Source organism: Leptospira selangorensis, from assembly GCF_004769405.1.
GTDB lineage: Bacteria > Spirochaetota > Leptospiria > Leptospirales > Leptospiraceae > Leptospira_B > Leptospira_B selangorensis.
Genome location: NZ_RQES01000005.1, coordinates 649,764 through 668,902 on the forward strand (window position 1 = coordinate 649,764; position 19,139 = coordinate 668,902).

A 19,139-nucleotide genomic window follows, 5' to 3' on the forward strand; every position below is an offset into this window, starting at 1 on the left:
AATTTTCGAGAAAGGGAACCTGGTCAATCCGAAAAAGGTCGGGAGTTAAAGATTCTTAAACTTCAGTCAATAAACTGTGAGAAGTATCTTCAGTAAGTATTTCAAATGCTGCACTTCTGGCAGATCTTAAACGAAGTGGAGAAGTTTCTCCTTTTCTTTGGACCAAAACTTCTGCCCTTGCTATTTTACTGTTCAGACAAAACTTCCAACCGCCTGGAGGATTCGCATAACGTAGGCAGGCGAAATCTTTTTTATCTGCATGAATTCTTCCTTCTATCTTTATTTCAGGAGAAGAAGCCTGGAATTTCCAATCGAAATACCGATAGCTCGCTCTTCCGAAGGAGGAGAATAAACCGTTTAATGCGTATTCTTTTCCATGTAAACGTAAAACGATTGGAGTGATTGCAGGAGTCCAGAGCGGTCCTATCTTGATCTTTGCTGTTGCCAATTCAAGGAAGGACCCTTCTTCCCCATCAAAACCGGCTACTTGTCCCCATGCGTATTGATCGGTGTGTTTTGGACCCCAATTATGATTTTGGCTTCCTTTCCAATCTTTTAGATCTATTTTATCATTTTCTAATTTTATAAATCCATTAAGTAATAAGGAAGGTTTTCCGACTAAAACTTTTGCCTTCGGGAAACCTCCTGAATATAGATCTTTGGGAAAAAGAAAAAGTGGTTTATCTCCTCCTGAGAAGTTTAGGTCCCATTCTATATTTGTGGAACCTTGTTTATTCCCTGATTTACCTTTTAACCCGTTATGATCTTGAACGGAAGAGCCGATCCGGACTTTGAATGGGGCTCCGGAAAATTCGCATTCCGAGATAGGATATTCGGATTTGGAAACATAGTGTTTTCCATTCTCTCCGTCGAAATAGATGGCCCATAATTCTCCTATGGAATCTTGAGCGGAATGTTTAGGAGAAAAAATAGTATAGCGGATCCAAATTGCCAGAGGACGAGTCGGATGATTTCCTCTTACGAACCAACTCTCGTAATGACCTGCATTCGAATCGGAACGAAATCTGGGAAAATCATAATCTTCGTCAATGTTCATGCGGGAAATATTCGATCCTTCTCAGTTCGGAGCAACTAGAATACGCAAGGCAACTAAAGTTCCCGCTTAAATTTCTTCTTAAAAAATAATACGAAATGATTTATAGTGTCGACGAGTTTGGAGAGAGTGAGGAATATTTGAATATGGAGATTCCTTCCTATTCCCTTTCCACTTGGAGAGCCACAGTCGCCAAATATGCTGAGGAAATTCTTCGCATTGGCCACGAAAAATCCCCGTTTTGGATCACTGTTCGTACATTTGTTTCTGCAGCATGCGAGACTGATGATCCGGAACCTTTTTATGATGATCTGGACTCAGGTTTCAAAAGGGAATTAACAGAAGAGGATGAGGCTCGTTTGGACGAGGCATTGTCTTCCTTCTGGGACCAAGCCACTGCTGTTCTTATCGCAATTTCGGAAGCATACAGTGACGAAGATGAGGATAGAAGTGAGGAGATCACCGACGAAGCGATCTCAGGTTTACTTTCCGGATTAAACGAAGCCGGTGTAAAAACAATGTCGGATGCGGAACTTCTGGAAATAGCGGTTCTGGTTCTGAATAGCAGATTAAATTTCCATAATGTTCCCGTGGAAGCTAACTTTTCTATCAAAAGTTTGAATTCCATCCCGGATCTGGAAGAAAGAAGGATCTTAGAACCTTTCGTTACCTTCTTGATCGATGATTTCAAAACTGTAGAAGATAGAGAAGAAAGGTTCGCGCTGTTAATGCAGATCTTATTCGATACTTTATGGGCTCTGTTTTATCTGGGACTCGAAGAAGACGAAGAATAGATCATTCTCCTATCTTTTCTCCCACTCTTAACTTTTCCTTTCTAAAAGAAATGATTGCGATCACTAAACTCAGGATCGCAAGTAAAGAACTTACTATAAACGGTGCGCCCGGAAAATAAGGCTGCATACCTTCTCTCGTAAAATAAGAAAAAACAAAACTCATAAGTAATGGGCCTAAAATAGAACTTAGGCTCATCATACTTCCCATAATTCCTTGGAACTCTCCTTGTTGCGTAGGAGAGACGTGGTTGGAAATATAACCTTGGATTGCAGGAGTAGCGATAAAACAAAAAGAGAAGGGCACAAGTAGAGCATAAAGCATCCATTCCTCCCAGGCGAATGCAAATAATGCACTCATAACTACTCTTGCAAAAATTCCTATATAAGCGGAATTTTTTTGTCCCAGTTTAGGAATTATGATCCTAAGCAATCCGCCTTGCACTACTGCAAGAGACGCGCCTACCACTGCTAGAGAAAATCCGATCTTAGTTGCGGTCCACTGGAATTTGTTCATTGTAAAGTAGGACCAACTTGTTTCCATACAATGGTTCGCTACGAATATTAGAAATAAAGAAAGTACCAAACCGCTTAAAGGTCCAGGGTAACGGAAAAATGCCACAACTGAACCGAATGGATTTGCCATTACCCAGTTGAATTTTCTTCTGTTCTCTTCTACAAGAGTTTCGGGCAAAACAAAATATCCATACACCCAATTCAAAAGAGAAAGAGAAGAAGCCACCCAGAACGGAGCTCTTGGGCCGAACTCTGAAAATAAACCACCGATGATCGGGCCTATAATGAATCCCATCCCGAATGCCATTCCGACTAATCCTAAGTTTTGGGACCTTTTTTCAGGAGGGCTGATGTCTGCGATGATCGCACCTGCGACTCCATAACTTGCTCCTGTGATCCCAGCTATGATCCTTCCTATGAATAACCAGAATACATTCGGTGCCAATGCTAAGAATGCATAGTCGATACCTAATCCAAATAAAGAGGCGAGTAAAACAGGTCTTCTTCCGAATCTATCGCTTAAACCGCCGATGATAGGAGCGAAGAAAAATTGAGTGATCGCATAAGTGAAGGATAGAAGTCCTCCGTAAACCGCTGCGGTACTCAAATTCCCTTGCAACATATCTTTTAAAAGATTGGGAACCACAGGGATGATGATCCCGAAGCCGATAAAATCGATGAGTAATGTAAAAAGTAAAAATTGGAGTGCGGACTTTTTTTGAACTGTCATATTTCGTATTTTCAGGTTTTGTATATTGAACTAAAATGAATCCTAAAATACAAATCAAACTCCAAGACCCGGAAACAAATTCTGCAATCTTAATGATGAACGCTTTATGGGAAGAAATACAATCCAGATACGGTTTTCAAGCGCCTAATCCGATGAAGGGCGAATATTTTAAGGGTCCCAAATATGGATTTTGGATCGCAGAAATTGATAATCGGCCGATTGGAAGTATTGCGATCACACCTTGGAATGATTCGATTGCAGAGTTGGATGTAATGTATGTGGATCCTGAATTTAGAGGAACGGGGCTTGCTTCCGAACTTATTAACGGGTTGGAATTATTTGCGAAACAAAACGGATTTACTTCTATTCGATTAAGAGCAGGTGCACCTCAACCGGAAGCATTACGTTTTTATGAAAAACATGGATATTCTCGTATCGATTCTTTTGGGAAATGGGCTTCCGACGAAACCGCTTGGTGTTATGAAAAACTGATTTAGTCAGACTCTTTCGATAGCGATCAGACTTATATCATCTTGTGGTTGGGAATATTCTAACCAGAGATCCAAATCTTTCATCACAATATCCGGGATATTTTCGATAGGTTCTTTCGAAAGTTCAGAGATCCGATTTCTGAGTCTGGATTCCCCCCAGGCTTCTCTTTTAGAATTGAATTGTTCGAATACACCGTCCGAAAAAAGGAACATTCTATCCCCGTTTAAAAAATCCAATTCTTGGTTCTCATAACTTTTTTTGTTTTTCAAACCTATGATCGCACCTGTTCTTCTTAAATTCATAAGATTAGAAGAATGTACTAAAATCTGATCCGGATGTCCTGCGGATGCATAAACTAATCTGTTTTCTCTGGCGTAAATATCCACGATGATAGAAGAAAATATGGTTCCTAAAGAGGAGAATTTTCTTTGGAACTTATCATCCAAAAGATCCAAACAAAATCCCGGATCTTTCGCTCCGAATTTGATACCTTCGTATTCTGCTTTTATTGCCATCGTAACTAACGCGGCTTGGACCCCGTGACCGGTAGCATCCGCAAGAAAGATCCTATATACTCCCGGAGAAATTTCAAAAATATCGTAAAAGTCTCCGCCCACTTCGTCTCTTGGAAGATATTTAACTGCGTATTTTAATTCTTTGTATGATTCTACATTTTCCGGAAAAAGTTTTTTCTGGATCCTTTGAGCAACGAGTAAATCTTTTCGTATCCTTTCCAGGGAGTGATTTAACTCGGAGGTTTTTTCTCGAACCAAAACTTCTAAGTTATCTTTTAGAATGTTAAGCGCGCTGTTCGTTATCCTTAAGTTTTCACCGAGTATTTCAGATTTTCTGAATGCTCTTGCGATCCTTCTGGAAAGTACTAATGATTGGGAAAGAGTGAATACTAAAAGGCCATAAGGAGAAAGATTGATCCCTCGTAGATTTAATTTATCCCAGAGTAGATCGATCCCGACCGTGATCCCGAATGCAAAAAATCCTGTGAGGAATAAGAGAGAGTCTTCTCTTTTTTTCCAAACTCCCAAACATACAGTAAATAGAACATAGAGTAAACCGATTCCAGTTACGATCTGGAACGGACCTACTATCTTAGTAAAAAATCCGATTGGGAATAATAGAGTGATATCGTAAGCGATCGCTAATACCCAGGCGGCAGCAGGTACCCATGAGAATGTATCTTCCGGGAACAAAGAACGATGGAACATTAAAAAGATAGGAACTGCGGTATAGAAGGAGAAAAATTCTAATCTAAAAACGGACTCCCAAGGAAAGTCTGGAAAAATTTCTAGAACAAGTCTGTTGCCGATTAAAGCTACTCTCAAAGTTAATAAAAACGTAAATAATGCAAAATAGAATGCTGACTTCTCCTTTCTTCTAAAAAGAAAAAGCCCCGTATGATAAAGCCCTATAAGAAGAAGTCCACCAAACAAAAAAGATTCTCTGGATTGAGTGATTAACTTTTCTCTATAAATCGCTTCTAAGGTTCCTAACTTTGGAACCTGCCAGAAACCTCCGAAATTATTGATCCAGTTAGAGCCTTGTACTAAAATTTCAGTATTTGTTTTTTCTACTCTTAGGGGTAGATAAACGGATTTGATCTTAGGAATTTCAGCGGAAGGATCTACGCTAGGAGTACCTGAAGAATATACTAATCTTCCGTTATAATATAATTTATAGGCAGATGCAAAGTCCGGCATCAAAAGCCCGATCTCTTTTTTTAGATCTTCTTCCGGGAAGATGATGGATAAACGAAAACTTGCTGCTCCTTCTCTCGGGAGTACTTGATCTCCTTTTTTGGTATCCTGCCAAGAATGAGGAACGGTTAATATATCCCATTTAGCCGTGGAGCTTTTTTCAGGAGAAACAAATTCTCCGTATAAAAACTGCCAGTTCCCATTTAATGGAATAAGTTCGGAGTGTTCTATAAGATCCTGAGAGGAAATTTGTAACACTCCGTCTTGGATCGGCGCTGCTTCTAAAGAGAAACAAAACCAAAAAGTGGAAAGAAGTAAAAGAGACCGCTTCACTTCCCGTTAGGATAAGCAGAACCCAAAGCGTGTCTAATGTTTTTTGAGAACGGAATTCAGTCGATCCGGATAATCTGTAATAATTCCGTCTACGCCTGCTTCGATCAATCTTTCCATTTCTTTTGTATCATTTACTGTCCAAGGGATCACTTTAATTCCTAAAGAATGAGCCTTGGAAACGAATTCATCCGTTACATATAAAAAATAAGGAGAAATAATATCCGCTTTTAACTCCTTAGTTTGATTTAAAACAAGTTCTCTTCTGGAATTACCGAACCCGAATTTCATTGCGGCTCCCTGGGGATAGGTGAGAGAAAATAGCGCGGAAGTTTTGATCTTAGGATTTTTCTTTTTCACCAAAGAAATTGCGGGAAGATAGAAAGATTGGATCGTTGCACGGTCTATTACCTTAGCGGTTTCGATCGCTTTGATCAAAAGATTTACATGCGCTTCTAATATTTCATTCGAAACTTGTGAATCAGAGTCATTCGGAAATTTGGTCTCTATATTAAATTTAGGGATAACTTTTCTTTTTCCTGTTCTTTCCCAGGTTTGAACTTTTTCAAAAAATTCTTGGATAGTTAAAAGTTCAGTTCCAGGAACGGAGATCTGCTCAGGGAATTTAGGATTTTTCTTAGTTCCACAATCAAGCTCTTTTAATTCTGCAAGAGTTAGTTCGTAGATGGATTTAGAAATAATATCAGATCCATCTTTCTTAGTACATAATGCCGGGTTAGATTCGGAATCATGATGTATTATGATTTTCTGATCCTTAGTGAGAACTGTATCCAATTCGATCGTGGTCATTCCTTGAGAAAGTGCTTCTTCGAATGCTGGCCAAGTGTTTTCAGGCTTTAGCCCTCTGGCTCCTCTATGACCTTGTAGATCTAAGTTTCCTTCGATAGGTTTGTTTCGGATCTGTTCTCCCGAACAAGACAGATAGATTAAAAAGAATATTAAGAATATTTGTTTGATAGAAAATGATTTCATGTTGGCGATTGGACCCTGCTAAGCCTTTAAAATTATAATATGGATTTTAAAAATATTCCTGCGAATGCTCCACCTGCTAAAGGTGCAAGAATGGGAAGCCATGCATATTTCCACCCGGAGTTACCTTTGTTTGCGATGGGTAGAAGATAGTGTGCTAACCTGGGTCCTAAATCTCTTGCCGGGTTGATTGCGTAACCTGTGGTTCCCCCCATAGAAAGTCCGATCACCCAAACTAAAATACCTACGAAAAAGGCTCCCATAGGTGTGGTCACATCTGCAATTTGAGCGGAGAAGATAGAATGTATCCCTAAGATCAAAATGAATGTTCCCAAAAACTCGCTAAAAAAATTAGAAGGTGGATTGGATATCGCAGGATCCGTAGAGAATACTGCTAAAATTTTTCCCGAGTCCTTTGTCTCCTTCCAATGAGGAAGATAATGTAAGTATACTGCTATGGCTCCTAAGAACGCCCCCAAAAATTGTGCAGGAAGGTATATTGGAATTTTAGAATATTCTCCTGATTGTACTGCAAATGCCAATGTAACTGCAGGATTCAAATGAGCATCCGCACTTCCAAATGCTTTAGCAGTGAAAACTCCTAAAATAACCGCAAACGCCCAAGCTGCAGTGATCACGATCCAGCCGGAATCTTTTGCTTTAGATTTTTCTAATAAAACTCCGGCTACTACTCCGTCTCCTAAAAGTATGAGCACAAACGTGCCTAAAAATTCTCCAAAAAAAGGGGACGTCATCTATATATTACCTCATTTTTCCCATCAATTTAACTGTTGCCTTTCTTCCGATCAGCTTGGAAACTTTTACCAAAACTTTATTCGGAAGTCCTGAAACTACCGTAGGAGAACTTCTTTTTTTCAATGCTGCCAAAGCATATTCCACCAAAGTTTCCGCAGACTGAGCGATTGCTTTCGGAAAATCTTTTGGATCTCCTCCTGCTCTTTCGAAAAAGTTAGAAACTGTCACTCCAGGACAAAGCCCCATAACATAAACTCCTCTTTTTCTTTGCTCATACCATAAGGACTCGCTGAAAGAAGTTACGAAAGCCTTAGTTGCTGAATACACTCCGGAGGAAGGCATCGGAACAAGACCCAAAGTGGAGGAGATATTCATCAAAGAATCTCCTGATTGGGAATTTTTTAAGAAAGAATAAGACAGAGAAACAAGAGAATCTATATTCAAACGGGTCATTGCTTGTAATCTAGAAAGGTCCGCTTTATTAAACGGTCCGTAGACTCCGAACCCTGCATTATTTATTAATAAATCATAATGATTGTCTTCTAATTCTTTTTGGATCTTTGCGGTTGATTTTGGATCCGATAGGTCTGCGATGATGAATGTATGCCCTTTTCCTAATTCATCTATCAATTGTTTAAGTCTTGCTTCGTTTCTTGCAACTGCAGTGATCTTATAACCTTTTGCAGCTAGTTGTTTAGCGAATTCTCTACCGATCCCTTCGCTTGCTCCTGTGACTAAAGCTTTCATTCCTTTCCTCCCCTAAAAATTCCAGAAAAGCCTAGAATTCATTTAGTTCTAAAAGTTTTCGCAGAATTGTTCCGCAAGATCGGCTAGTTGAGCAAGCTTAAAAATACGGACCGAATAGTAGAATCTTTCTAAAGCAGAAGTTTTTCTCTTTCTTCTTCCATGATCCGTATCGATTTGCGGGTAAAATCCAAAATGATCTTTAGTTCTTCGGCGGTATAGGCGGAGAGTTGCTCCCAAACCGATTTTGCTAGACCTTCGAATAAACTTCCTATCTTTTGCATAGCGGCCATATCCTGGGTCAGAAAAATTCTCACCTTTCTTCTATCATTCGGGTCATTCTTACGTTCTACGAGTCCCTTCTTCTCCAAACGATCAATGAGAGAAGTTACCGCACCGGTGCTAAGCCCCATGTTCTTAGAGATTTCCCCGGCAGTTTGGGGTCCGAGCGTAAATAGAAAGTCCACACATTTATGATCCGTGATATGTAGCCCAAGCCGATCCGCAATGGTTTGGTGAAACAAAATGGATACAGTGCTCAGGTTTTTGGAATCGGTCATAATGGATTCCATCAATTCGGGCTTAGTTTTTGGGATTTTTTTGTCTTGCAATTATCTTGACCGTCAAATATCTCGATAATCAAGATAATTAATCATCGAGTTAATTCGATTTAAGGAGAACAAACATGGCAGAAAATAGCAAGAACGAAATTCCTGATTACCCTTGGTATTCCTGGGGATCTCCCATCGGTCTAGGAGTGGCTATGATCTCGCTTTCCGTTTCCTTTGCAATAACTGCTTATTCCTTGGTCTCTGCCTTTACAGTGATCAAGGCCGCATTCGGAGGATAATATGAAACGGGAGAAGCCCAATTTTATAATCGTAGGCTCCGGAATTTCTGGGCCTTCTCTTGCATTATTTTTAAAAAGGGCAGGATACGGAGTTCGTTTGATGGAATCCTATTCTCGCCCGGCGGAAGATATAGGAGGCGCTCTTCAAATTTCACCTAACGGAATGAAGGTGATGAGAGAATTAGGCCTTACTTCGGAAATTCTTCAGATAGGAACACTTTCCGACGAGATGATTTTCAGGAATCATACCGGAAAGGTTCTTTCAATGATCCCGAATGGTTCTGTCTCTCGGTTCGGAGAATCAGCGATCGTGGTCTCACGTGCAAGATTTCATCTTTTATTATTGGAAGCGGCGGAGAAGGAAGGAATTCCTACGGAATATGGAAAAAAATTCTCGGATGCGGAATTTCCTTTAGATGGGGGAGTGATCGCAAAATTCGATGATGGAAGTTCTGTAGAAGCGGATTTTTTAATCGGAGCCGATGGAAATCATTCCAAAGTCCGTAATTTTCTTTTTCCTAATTTTCCAAAACCTGAATATACAGGAATTCTAAATGCAGGAGGATTTATTCCTTCCGAAGTGATTCCGGAAAAATATTACAAAAGAGGACCGATCCATTTTACTTTCGGGCCGGAAGGTTTTTTCGGTTTCGCAGCATGTGGAAACACTAAGGATACTTCTTGGATGTGGTGGAGCAATATCCCTTCTGAAAAAGAGCTTACGAGGGACGAGATGGACTCCATTGATGACGAATCCTGGAGAAATAAAATATTAGAAATACATAAAGGATGGCATGCTCCTATAGAAAGAATCATCCAAACTTCTCCTACAATCCTGAAAGGAAATGTTCACGACCTGAGAAGTCTGCCTAAATGGGGAAATGATAAGGTGTTGTTAATCGGAGATGCGGCTCATGTAATGAGCCCTCATACCGGACAAGGAGCTTCCATGGCTTTGGAAGATTCTCACACTTTATTTTTACTTTTAGAAAGATCCAATTCGGTTCCGGAAGCCTTTCGGGATTTTGAAACGATCAGAAGACCTAGAGTGGAAAGGATTATCGAGGAATCTAGAAGGAATGGAAACAGAAAGAAAAAACTTAGCCCGATAGGTTGTTGGATCAGGGATGTATTCCTTACTCTGGCCTTGCCTAGTTTTGCTAAGAAAGGCCAGGATTGGATGTATCGTTACGAGGGAATCAAATAAGATTCCCCGGTTTCGAACTTAATATGATTTTTTCCAGAGTTGGTTATTCGTATTTTTGAATTCCCATTGGCTTACTAAAGATCCGTTGGAAGTTCCGTTTGCGTCGACTGCATATAATGAGTTGATTCTGTTGCGGATACTATCTCCTACAAAATCGAATCTCATATTATTCATGTCTTTACAATCCCAGAGAGCAATCTTTCCGCCGTTACGAGCTTCTCCACCGTTATCCATACATTTATTTGGATCCAGCTTACTTCTTAGAAAACCATTGCCTGCATCATAATACCATTTTTGAGCGTTTGTCCCGTTACAGTTGTAAACTTGGATCCTTGCTCCATTTGCAGTACTGCTGTTGCTTATATCTAAACATCTGCCAGAGTCTTGGTTAACCAGAGCAAAGTAAGGAGTTTCATAATTTTTCTCCCAACGTTGGTTGTTTCCACCATGCCAAGTCCATTGGCTTACTAAAGAACCGCTTGTGGAACCGTTGGCGTCCACTGCGATAGATTCGTTTTGTCTAACTCGCATAGAATCATCGTAGAAATCGAATCTCATATTATCTATATTGTCTCTACAATCCCAGAGGACTATCTTTCCTCCGTTCCAATTCTCCCCGCCGTTATCCAAACATTTATCATTATTCAATTTGCTTCGAAGATGACTTGTAGAATGTTCGTAGAACCATTTCTGAGCATTAGTGTTATTGCAATTCCAAACTTGGACACGAGTGCCGTTGTCTGTTCCGCTGTTGCTCACATCTAAACATAGATTAGATTGTTTACTTTTTAAAGTGAAGTATCTTGGCTCCAGATCATTCACATCCATACATGCTTCGAACGCGTATTGAGAGAATTGAGGGCCCGCAAAATCCACCATCGCAATGTTGATACGTTGTCCGGATTTTTTTGCTTCTCTATCTAAGTCGTAAACAAAACTTGCATGATCCAATTTATCATTGGTAAGATCTTGAATACTTCCCCAATAAGGAGGGAAGATGATCTGAGTCGCATTCGGAGTTAGGATCATTTGAGCTACGTAAAATTTACCTTCTCTATTGTCCTTGATACGAGTTCTAAGTGCACTGATTAGATCGGATTCATTTCCGGTATTTTGCCAGTCGCTCTTCATAGTCTGGCCTTGATTCCAATACAATTGTGATAGATCTGCGAAATTTCCGCCGCCCCAGATCAAGATTACGTTTTTATCTAGATCCCAAAGTTGACCAAAGTTGACTGAATTTCCTAAATTCCGAGGCGCCATTCTGGAACCTAAATAGGGAAGAACCAGTTGGTCCTTCAGTTCGTAATGTTCTGCGTCGCTCATGCTGTCCACGTTTTGGATATGAACAAATACGATCTCTTTTTTGCGATTATTCACGAAGCTGGAGATATGTTGGAACACTTCCTGAGCGGAAACGGAAACGCTGGATCCGTGGTGGATCTTAAATTGTCCGCTTATCTTTTTGATCCTTAAATCAAAGTAACGATATCCGAGAGCTAATTGTTCTCCCACATTGTATTCTTGCGTTTGGGAAATATTCTCGTCAATTCCCTGGATCCCGTAAGTTCCGGAGTCATGTGTTCCTGGGATACAAATATTTCTGAGCTGGGTATTGGATCTGGATTGGTATCCGCTGCTCATCCAACCTTGTGGATCTATCTGTAATTTTGGAGCATATACTGGTCTTGGACTTCTTCCATCCTTTCCCTTGGTTCCGCCCCCCTCGAAAGGAATCCCGCTTGGTTGGTCCAAAGGAGCGGGAGTCTGGTATTCTGCTTTATAATTTATGTCTGCTGGGAGAGTTCCTGCGGATTTACCGTTGGATTGGACTAAAAATAACAAAGAATCGTAGTTTGAGGAGGAATCTTTACATCCGGCTCCGATCAAGGACAGAGCGCAAATAAATGCGACTGCGACAATTCGAGAGGAAAACACCGTGGAACTTTTCATTTTTTCACCATTCAAATGATCTATTTTTATGCATTATAAAAGTTTAATGCTTCTTTCCGATATACGGAGTAAAAAAAGAAATAACTGGAACTTTTTCCCTGTCAACGTCCTTTCAAATATTTTTAAAAAGTTAACATAACGATTGTTTTTTAAAGAATCCAACGGTTCTAGATTTGTTATCTTAATATAATCAAAATATAAGAGAGCCGCCGGAAGGGAAATCGCCTTGCGTAGAAGAGTGGGACTTCCAGTCTGACAGCAAAGAATCCATTATGAAATTATATACTAGCGATAAAAAAGAATCTATCTCCTCTTGGTGGTTACGTTTTCGTTTGAACCATTGGCCTTGTCTGTGGTGTACAGGAGGAAAAATACAATTCATCTCTTCCGATTTGAGAGAACTTCATGTAAGTTTGAAAAAAAATCTTCGCACATTAAATCGAGTCGGAACAATTTACGGAGGAAGTATCTATAGTTCCGTGGACCCATACTATATGTTGATGATGATGTGGATACTCGGTCCCGACTATGTTGTTTGGGACAAGGCTGCAAAAGTAAAATTTGTCAGGCCGATCTTAGATAAAGTAAAGATCCGATTTTTGATCACGGAAGAATTGATCGAAAAAACAAAACAAGATATATTAGAAAAAGGTGAAATCGTTTTTGATCTTCCCGCAAAATATGAGGATGAAGAAGGGGCGGTCTATGCCACTTTCGAAAAAACGATCTACGCCGCTTCCAAGGAGTTTTACGAGAAGAAATTAGCTTCTAAAAATATGATATCTGCATTTAAGCCTAACAAAAGAAGTTAATTTTAAATTATTTAGTAGCGATCCATCCGCCTACATGTAAGGATCTGAATTTTTGAGAACTTATCGAAAATCCGGCTTCTTGTAAAAGTTCAGTGTATCTGGTACCTGAAATACGATGCAGTTCGAATACTCTTTTAAGATAGATTTGGACTGCTTCTTCTTCCCAGCCTTGGAAATTGATTAGATAAGATTTTATATTTTGGAATAAGATCTCTGACCCATTCGGTTCGGAATCGAATAGATCGAATAAGATTAGGCTTCCTCCTTTTTTTAATCTAGAATAAATCTCTTTTAAGATGGAGAGTTTATCTCCGGTATCCGGAAGAAAATGTAAAACAAATAGTAAAGTGGCGGAATCGTATTCTTCTGCAAGTGGGAGTTCTTCCACTGTTCCGCAGATAAATTTAAGTTGAGGGAATTTTTTCTGAGCCTGTTCGATCATTTCAGGAGAAGGGTCTATACCGGTAATCGAAAACCGATCCGGAGCAATTTTTAATAATTTGGCAAAGTCTGCCCCAGTTCCGCAGCCTACGGATAAGATCTTTCCATTTTCTGGAGTATTTTCTAAAAGATAGGTCGCAACTAATTCCATGATCCCTGAATAGAATGGGATCATTTTGCCGATCCTTCTCTCGTAAACCTGTGCTCTTTCACCTTCGAACTTTTCTACGTGGGTCATCTAATTTCCTGTTTGGACTTTTTGTAGAAGAACATCATATGTGGAACCGTCTTCCGGATACATTGCAACTCCTAAAGATAAAGTGACTTTCACTTCTCCCCAAGGGCCGTTGGAGCTGGATTCCGAAAATAATCTTTTGATCTTCTCCGCTCTTTCCAACACTATATTCTTATGTGCTCCTGGAAGAAGAAGTAAGAATTTTTCGCCTCCGATCCTAGAAGAAATATCGCTCCTCCTGGAATTTTCCAAAAGTATCCTTCCCATTTCTTTAAGTAGAAGGTCTCCTCCGCTATTCCCGAATATTTCGTTGATCTCTTTTAATCCGTCTATGTCCAAATAAACCACGCCGATCGAGGTTCCGCTTCTTTCTGCCCTATAAAGTTCCGCTTGGAAGGATTCGATTGTGTATTCTCTATTAAATAGACCTGTGAGTTTATCTCGAATTTCTAATTCTTTAATTTTGTTTTCCCTTCTTCTGAAAAGGGTTTCGTATCTTTTTGCCTTTGCTTCGGTAAAAGATCTTTCCGTGATATCTTTGAAGTAGAAAGCATTTGCAGGTTCTTTTTCATCCACTAAGATCGGAATTGTTCTGCATATGAATCTTTTTTTGCCGGAAGAAAGATGTAATGTTAGATGAGAATGCTCTTTCGAATCGGCTTTGGAGAGTTTCGGATACCAAGAAGAATGTTTTAGATCATTTTTTTCAGGAATAAGCCCAAACTCTTTTGCCTGAGAATTCGAATCCAAAAGTTTTCCTTTATGATCGGAGATAAGAATAGCATCTTCCTGGTTTTCCAGAAAGTTCGGGTTTCGGATCCAATAGTTTTTGGGAGAAGAAGACATACAGTTCTATTTGAAAAATTATCTTGGATCTGACGGGAAAATCAATCTTCTTCCGACTTCCTATAAAATTAGATCTATAAGAAGTTTTTATTCGTAAATTTTTAGGATTTCTCTGGCCTTATGTCGAATTGCTTCCTGCAATTCTAAAGGTTCTAAAACAAAAACGGAATCGCAGTGTTGGAGCATACTTCCTAACGCCCATTCTTTGGTTTCCATATCGATCACCATTTCGGCAAAACCTTTTGTCAGAGGTTTATGGCTTAGGCATTTCATATAAGGAATACTTTTGATATGCTCCGCAGTGGCATCCGTGACTTTAATTTTGATCAGATATTTAGGGACTCTTGATTTGAATTCCTTGATCCATTCTTCCCAATATTTGCTTAGATCAAATTTTTTAGGTCTTTCAAATCTTTCGGTAGTGACAGAAGCTTCTTTGATACGAGATATTCGATAGACTCTCATTTCTTTTCCACGTTTTGCAACTACATACCAGATCGTGTCCTTAGCTACAAGCCCGTAAGGTTCGATCGTTCTTGGTTCAGGTTTTCCGCCTTCTTTTTCATAGATGATCTTTACTTTTTTCTCTTCCCAAACAGCGTCTTGTAGTATCGGAAGAAGTGGAAGTTCTCTGATCGCTCTTCCCCAGCCCAGGCCGTCTATATGAATTCTTTGTCTGGCAGTTTCCGCATCCTTTCTATATGCAGGAGGAAGAGATGCCATGAGTTTGACGAATGCAGAATCGAAGTCCTTCTTCTTTCCTAAATCCTCCAAAACCCTAGAAGAATGGACTAGTAATAAGGAGATCACTTCTTCTTTTTTAAAACCAGTAAGGTTTGTTCTGTAACCTTCGCTTAAACTCCAACCTCCGCCGATCCCTCGTTCTGCATAGATTGGAATTCCAGCGGAAGAAAGAGCTTCCATATCCCTATGAACAGTTCGTTCTGAAATTTCTAATTTTTTGGAAAGTTCCTTGGCGGTGGTCCTTCCTTTTGCCTGCAGATGCAATAAAATATTTAGAAGCCTATCAGCTCTCATAATTTTAGTATAAATCTCTAAATATGACAGAACTTGTCATGTATATTCTGCTATGCTTGTTTTTATGATTACTTTAGCAACTTCCGTTTTTGGTATTGTTCTTTGTAAAGGTGAAATTATCAAAACCTCCGTCCATGGCCCAACAGGAAAAATTTCCTATAAAGACGAAGGTTTTGGCGGAATGCCGGTAGTGTTTATCCATTCTTTCGGTGGTAATGTTTCTCATTGGGATGAGATCAAGGATGCCCTCGTTCCGAACAGAAGAGTGGTCCGAATAGAACTTCGAGGACATGGGGATTCGGAATTTCCTAAAGATGGAGATTATAGGATCTCTTCTATGGCGCAGGATCTGGCCACAGTTGTAAATCTTCTGGGCTTACAAAGATTCGTGCTCGTGGGCCATAGTATGGGGGGAAGTGTCGCATTACAATATGCAGGAGAAAATCCAAGTAGAGTAGCTGGACTCGTTCTTGTGGATTCCAATGGTGATCCCAAAAAATTACCGGAAGCGGTTCGTAACCAAATCAAAAATGCATTATATTCGGATACGTATGTGCAGACTACCGAGGCTTATTGGGAACAATTATTAGCGAATTCTAAACCTGAAATAAAAGAAAGATTAATGAGAGAATTAACCAGAACTCCAAAAGATACCGTGATCAAGATCACTTCGGAACTATTGGATTATGATCCGAACCATTCTTTAAAAAGGTATGTAGGTCCAAAACTTGCGATAGTCACTCCGGAAAACGATGACCAATTTGCATTACATAGACTTCATTTAGGATTTCCTCATACTGTAGTTACAAATGCGGGACATTGGCTGCAATTGGACCAACCGAAAGAATTCCAAAATATTTTGGAGACATTCTTACAAAAATTCTAAGATAAAAACTCCCGGATGTTTCTCTGGGAGACTTCAAATGGTTTTCATCGAACGAGAGTTATAGATTCTCACTGGAAAAATTTTTCAAAAATCCGGCGGAATTTCTAAATTTCTGATTTAATTGAATTCGGAATTTTATTAGTATAGCTCCCGCTTTCCGTAGAAGGGCCGGGAAATTCATATTCCGATCCGAGGAAAACAGGGGCATTCTTCGTCCAATTTCAAATCGATACCATATGAAATCTCTCAAAGTAATTCCACTCATACTATTTTTCGTCCTAACGTTATTCTCCTGTCGAAGCAAAAATTCCTCTAAAATTTCCCCTCTTGCAGAAAACGGGGTTTTAGATCTGAGAGAATGGAACTTTGCAGAAGACGGTATCGTTAAATTGGATGGAGAGTGGAAATTCCAATGGATGAAACTTGCCGTCTCTCGTCCGGATCTCGGATCCAAAGATGCCGCAACTCATATAGTTAATATTCCTGGAAACTGGAACCAAATTCCTAAGTTAGAGGGGATGAATCCTCTGATGGCTTTCGGATATGGAACTTATACTTTAAAAATTATTCCCGGCCAAAATCAGGGAAGGCTAATGATGCACTTCCAAGGCGCCGGAACTGCTGCTTCTATCTATTTGGATGGGAAGAAGATCATGGGAAATGGAGTGGTGGGTCCGGATGCAAACTCATCTCGTCCCCAATATCTTCCACTTTATGTTTCGATCGGACAACCGAACAAGGAGATGTTATTACAAGTAGAGATCTCTAACTTCGATCATTATAAGGGAGGACTTTGGGAATCTCTTAGGATGGGAACAGAGGTGGACCTTCTGAACTTCAGAGACAATAGCTCTTTTAGCGAGATGTTCTTGTTCGGAAGTATCATCATCATGGCTTTATACCATTTTGGTCTCTATTCTTTAAGAAGAAGGGACATGACCGGGTTGTTTTTCGGAGCATTCTGCGCGAGTATCTGCCTTAGGATTTTCGTAACTGGAGAAAGATTCCTGATCCTAAAATTTCCTCATCTGCCTTGGGAATTTTTTAATAAGCTGGAATATATCTCCTTCTACTTAGCGGTTCCATTTTTCATTTATTATTTAGACGCGTTATACCCGCACTCACTCTCTGCAAAGTTAAAAAGGATCTTTATAGGATTTAATCTGGTCGTATCTGCGATTGTAGTATTTACTCCTGCTAGTATATATACACATACTTTGATTCCGTTCCAAGTATGTTTGATTTTTGTAATATTATGGATCTTCTTCGTATTAGTTCGTTTGGTTAGATCAGGCGCAGAAGGTTCTTTGATGGCACTCGGTGGCGTGATTGCATTAACTGCGGCTGCAATCAATGATAGTTTATATTCACAAGCGGTGATCAATACCGGGTATTATCTTCCATTAGGATTATTCGTTTTCATATTCGTGCAGTCTTATCTGCTTTCTTTCCGGTTTTCTCAAGCATTCTTATATATAGAACGTTTATCAGACAACCTACTGGAAGTGAACAAGGCCTATAGTAGATTCGTTCCTTTAGCCTTCTTGAAATTTTTAAATAAGAATGATATTACAGAGATTGGCTTGGGAGATCAGGTCCAAAGAGAAATGACCATCCTATTTTCGGATATCAGATCCTTTACCCAACTCTCCGAGAAGATGACTCCTAAAGACAATTTCGACTTCTTGAATTCTTATATGAGAAAGATGGGGCCTATTATCCGAAAACACGGAGGTTTCATCGATAAGTATCTGGGCGATGGGATTATGGCTCTCTTTCCGAGCCTGCCTGACCAAGCTCTGGATGCTGCGATGGAAATGCTCCGAGAGTTAGAAAGTCTAAACCAATCCAGAGCGGATCGACATTATGAGCCGATCCAAATCGGTATCGGACTTCATACAGGAACATTGATGCTCGGAACCATCGGAGAAGAAGAAAGAATGGATGGGACAGTGATCTCGGACGCTGTCAATCTTGCTTCTCGTATCGAGGGACTTACGAAGGAGTTTCATGCGAACCTTCTACTTAGCGAAAGTACATACCGCAAGTTGAAGAATCGCAGAAAGTATTCCTTTAAAAAATTAGGCAAAGTAAAAGTAAAAGGAAAATCCAAGTCCAGCGAAGTATACGAGGTCCTGGGCTAATTCACTTTTTAGGGAACTTCTGTTTATAAAAATCTAATGCTCTGAGGATTAGCTCTTTTGCTACCTCGGGGCCTTCCGGCTCTTCTACCCTAACTTCTTTTTTTTCTAATTGTTTATATACTGAGAAAAAATGAGTCAGCTCTGCTCTGAATGAATTCGGAAGTTGAGATACATGTTCTATCCCGTCAAAACTTCTATCTCCCGAAGCGACAGCCAGGATCTTTTCGTCTCCTTCTCCTCTATCTATCATTCTCATAACCCCGACCACTCTGGCAGGCACCAAACAAAGCGGGGGAACTTCTTCCGAACAAAGAACTAGGATATCCAAAGGATCCTTATCATCTCCCAAAGTTTGGGGGATAAAGCCGTAGTGAGCAGGATAATGCGCGGAAGCAAAAAGTACCCGATCCAATTTGATAAGCCCTGATTCCTTATCCACTTCGAACTTGGCCTTACTTCCGGAAGGAATTTCCACAAGTGCATGGACTTCATGAGGAGGATTTGGGCCGGGACTGGCCTCGTGCCAAGGATGTTGTATCATGGGCCATATTTTGGGCCAAAGCTAGGTCTGAGCAAGGAGTTTCGAGGAAGAAAGATTTAGAAGATAAAACC

At 40.0% G+C, this 19,139-nt stretch carries 19 protein-coding genes; 7 read left to right on the top strand and 12 right to left on the bottom strand.

The window, feature by feature from the left end; genetic code table 11:
• Nucleotides 1-55 precede the first annotated feature (55 nt).
• On the bottom strand, nucleotides 56-1,057 hold the full coding sequence (locus EHO58_RS04655; protein ID WP_135678869.1) for a hypothetical protein: 1,002 nt from the start codon (nucleotides 1,055-1,057) through the stop codon (nucleotides 56-58).
• 143 nt (nucleotides 1,058-1,200) lie between these two features.
• On the opposite strand from EHO58_RS04655, the gene EHO58_RS04660 reads away from it, so the two are divergent.
• A complete protein-coding gene (locus EHO58_RS04660) occupies nucleotides 1,201-1,848 on the top strand; it encodes a hypothetical protein (RefSeq protein WP_135678871.1) in 648 nt (215 codons plus the stop codon).
• Nucleotide 1,849: 1 nt separating this feature from the next.
• On the opposite strand, the gene EHO58_RS04665 is transcribed toward EHO58_RS04660, so the two are convergent.
• A complete protein-coding gene (locus EHO58_RS04665) occupies nucleotides 1,850-3,091 on the bottom strand; it encodes a TCR/Tet family MFS transporter (protein ID WP_135678873.1) in 1,242 nt (413 codons plus the stop codon).
• Between the two features lie 35 nt (nucleotides 3,092-3,126).
• Between EHO58_RS04665 and EHO58_RS04670 the strand changes: the two genes are divergently transcribed.
• Nucleotides 3,127-3,588 carry a GNAT family N-acetyltransferase gene (locus EHO58_RS04670; protein ID WP_135678875.1) on the top strand — a complete coding sequence of 154 codons (462 nt, stop codon included), beginning with the start codon at nucleotides 3,127-3,129 and terminating at the stop codon, nucleotides 3,586-3,588.
• Here the strand turns inward: EHO58_RS04670 and EHO58_RS04675 are convergent, their stop codons facing one another.
• The 5 genes from EHO58_RS04675 to EHO58_RS04695 all read right to left on the bottom strand — a co-directional run bounded on the left by EHO58_RS04675 (nucleotide 3,589) and on the right by EHO58_RS04695 (nucleotide 8,675).
• A complete protein-coding gene (locus tag EHO58_RS04675) occupies nucleotides 3,589-5,628 on the bottom strand; it encodes a PP2C family protein-serine/threonine phosphatase (protein WP_135678877.1) in 2,040 nt (679 codons plus the stop codon).
• A 33-nt stretch (nucleotides 5,629-5,661) separates the two neighbouring features.
• Nucleotides 5,662-6,618, bottom strand: coding sequence for a glycerophosphodiester phosphodiesterase (locus EHO58_RS04680; RefSeq protein WP_135678879.1), 957 nt, complete (start codon nucleotides 6,616-6,618; stop codon nucleotides 5,662-5,664).
• Nucleotides 6,619-6,650: 32 nt separating this feature from the next.
• Nucleotides 6,651-7,370: an MIP/aquaporin family protein gene (locus tag EHO58_RS04685; RefSeq protein ID WP_135678881.1), complete on the bottom strand. Its 720-nt coding sequence runs from the start codon at nucleotides 7,368-7,370 to the stop codon at nucleotides 6,651-6,653.
• A 7-nt stretch (nucleotides 7,371-7,377) separates the two neighbouring features.
• Nucleotides 7,378-8,118, bottom strand: coding sequence for an SDR family NAD(P)-dependent oxidoreductase (locus EHO58_RS04690; RefSeq protein ID WP_135625800.1), 741 nt, complete (start codon nucleotides 8,116-8,118; stop codon nucleotides 7,378-7,380).
• A 128-nt stretch (nucleotides 8,119-8,246) separates the two neighbouring features.
• A complete protein-coding gene (locus EHO58_RS04695) occupies nucleotides 8,247-8,675 on the bottom strand; it encodes a MarR family winged helix-turn-helix transcriptional regulator (RefSeq protein ID WP_244241061.1) in 429 nt (142 codons plus the stop codon).
• Between the two features lie 125 nt (nucleotides 8,676-8,800).
• Here EHO58_RS04695 and EHO58_RS19510 point away from each other — a divergent pair, with 125 nt between their 5' ends.
• Together EHO58_RS19510 and EHO58_RS04700 are read left to right on the top strand one after the other, a co-directional pair.
• Nucleotides 8,801-8,965, top strand: a complete 165-nt coding sequence (locus EHO58_RS19510) for a hypothetical protein (protein WP_167483183.1) — start codon at nucleotides 8,801-8,803, stop codon at nucleotides 8,963-8,965.
• 1 nt (nucleotide 8,966) lies between these two features.
• The gene (locus tag EHO58_RS04700) at nucleotides 8,967-10,172 is read left to right on the top strand and encodes an FAD-dependent oxidoreductase (RefSeq protein WP_135678883.1); all 1,206 of its coding nucleotides are present in this window, start codon (nucleotides 8,967-8,969) and stop codon (nucleotides 10,170-10,172) included.
• Between the two features lie 18 nt (nucleotides 10,173-10,190).
• On the opposite strand, the gene EHO58_RS04705 is transcribed toward EHO58_RS04700, so the two are convergent.
• A complete protein-coding gene (locus EHO58_RS04705) occupies nucleotides 10,191-12,125 on the bottom strand; it encodes a ricin-type beta-trefoil lectin domain protein (protein WP_208728689.1) in 1,935 nt (644 codons plus the stop codon).
• A 272-nt stretch (nucleotides 12,126-12,397) separates the two neighbouring features.
• Here EHO58_RS04705 and EHO58_RS04710 point away from each other — a divergent pair, with 272 nt between their 5' ends.
• A complete protein-coding gene (locus EHO58_RS04710) occupies nucleotides 12,398-12,937 on the top strand; it encodes a DUF4442 domain-containing protein (RefSeq protein WP_135678887.1) in 540 nt (179 codons plus the stop codon).
• A gap of 7 nt (nucleotides 12,938-12,944) precedes the next feature.
• Here EHO58_RS04710 and EHO58_RS04715 read toward each other — a convergent pair whose 3' ends face one another.
• The 3 genes from EHO58_RS04715 to EHO58_RS04725 all read right to left on the bottom strand — a co-directional run bounded on the left by EHO58_RS04715 (nucleotide 12,945) and on the right by EHO58_RS04725 (nucleotide 15,497).
• Nucleotides 12,945-13,616: a class I SAM-dependent methyltransferase gene (locus EHO58_RS04715; RefSeq protein ID WP_135678889.1), complete on the bottom strand. Its 672-nt coding sequence runs from the start codon at nucleotides 13,614-13,616 to the stop codon at nucleotides 12,945-12,947.
• Nucleotides 13,617-14,459 (bottom strand): GGDEF domain-containing protein, encoded by an 843-nt coding sequence (locus EHO58_RS04720; RefSeq protein WP_135678891.1) that lies wholly within the window; start codon nucleotides 14,457-14,459, stop codon nucleotides 13,617-13,619.
• Nucleotides 14,460-14,546: 87 nt separating this feature from the next.
• The gene (locus EHO58_RS04725; protein WP_135678893.1) at nucleotides 14,547-15,497 is read right to left on the bottom strand and encodes a helix-turn-helix transcriptional regulator; all 951 of its coding nucleotides are present in this window, start codon (nucleotides 15,495-15,497) and stop codon (nucleotides 14,547-14,549) included.
• Nucleotides 15,498-15,561: 64 nt separating this feature from the next.
• Here EHO58_RS04725 and EHO58_RS04730 point away from each other — a divergent pair, with 64 nt between their 5' ends.
• Both EHO58_RS04730 and EHO58_RS04735 read left to right on the top strand, forming a co-directional pair.
• A complete protein-coding gene (locus EHO58_RS04730) occupies nucleotides 15,562-16,383 on the top strand; it encodes an alpha/beta fold hydrolase (RefSeq protein WP_135678895.1) in 822 nt (273 codons plus the stop codon).
• A 236-nt stretch (nucleotides 16,384-16,619) separates the two neighbouring features.
• Complete coding sequence (locus EHO58_RS04735) at nucleotides 16,620-18,527, top strand: adenylate/guanylate cyclase domain-containing protein (RefSeq protein ID WP_135678897.1); 1,908 nt, start codon at nucleotides 16,620-16,622, stop codon at nucleotides 18,525-18,527.
• Nucleotide 18,528: 1 nt separating this feature from the next.
• On the opposite strand, the gene EHO58_RS04740 is transcribed toward EHO58_RS04735, so the two are convergent.
• On the bottom strand, nucleotides 18,529-19,065 hold the full coding sequence (locus EHO58_RS04740) for an inorganic diphosphatase (RefSeq protein ID WP_036089002.1): 537 nt from the start codon (nucleotides 19,063-19,065) through the stop codon (nucleotides 18,529-18,531).
• Nucleotides 19,066-19,139: the final 74 nt, after the last annotated feature.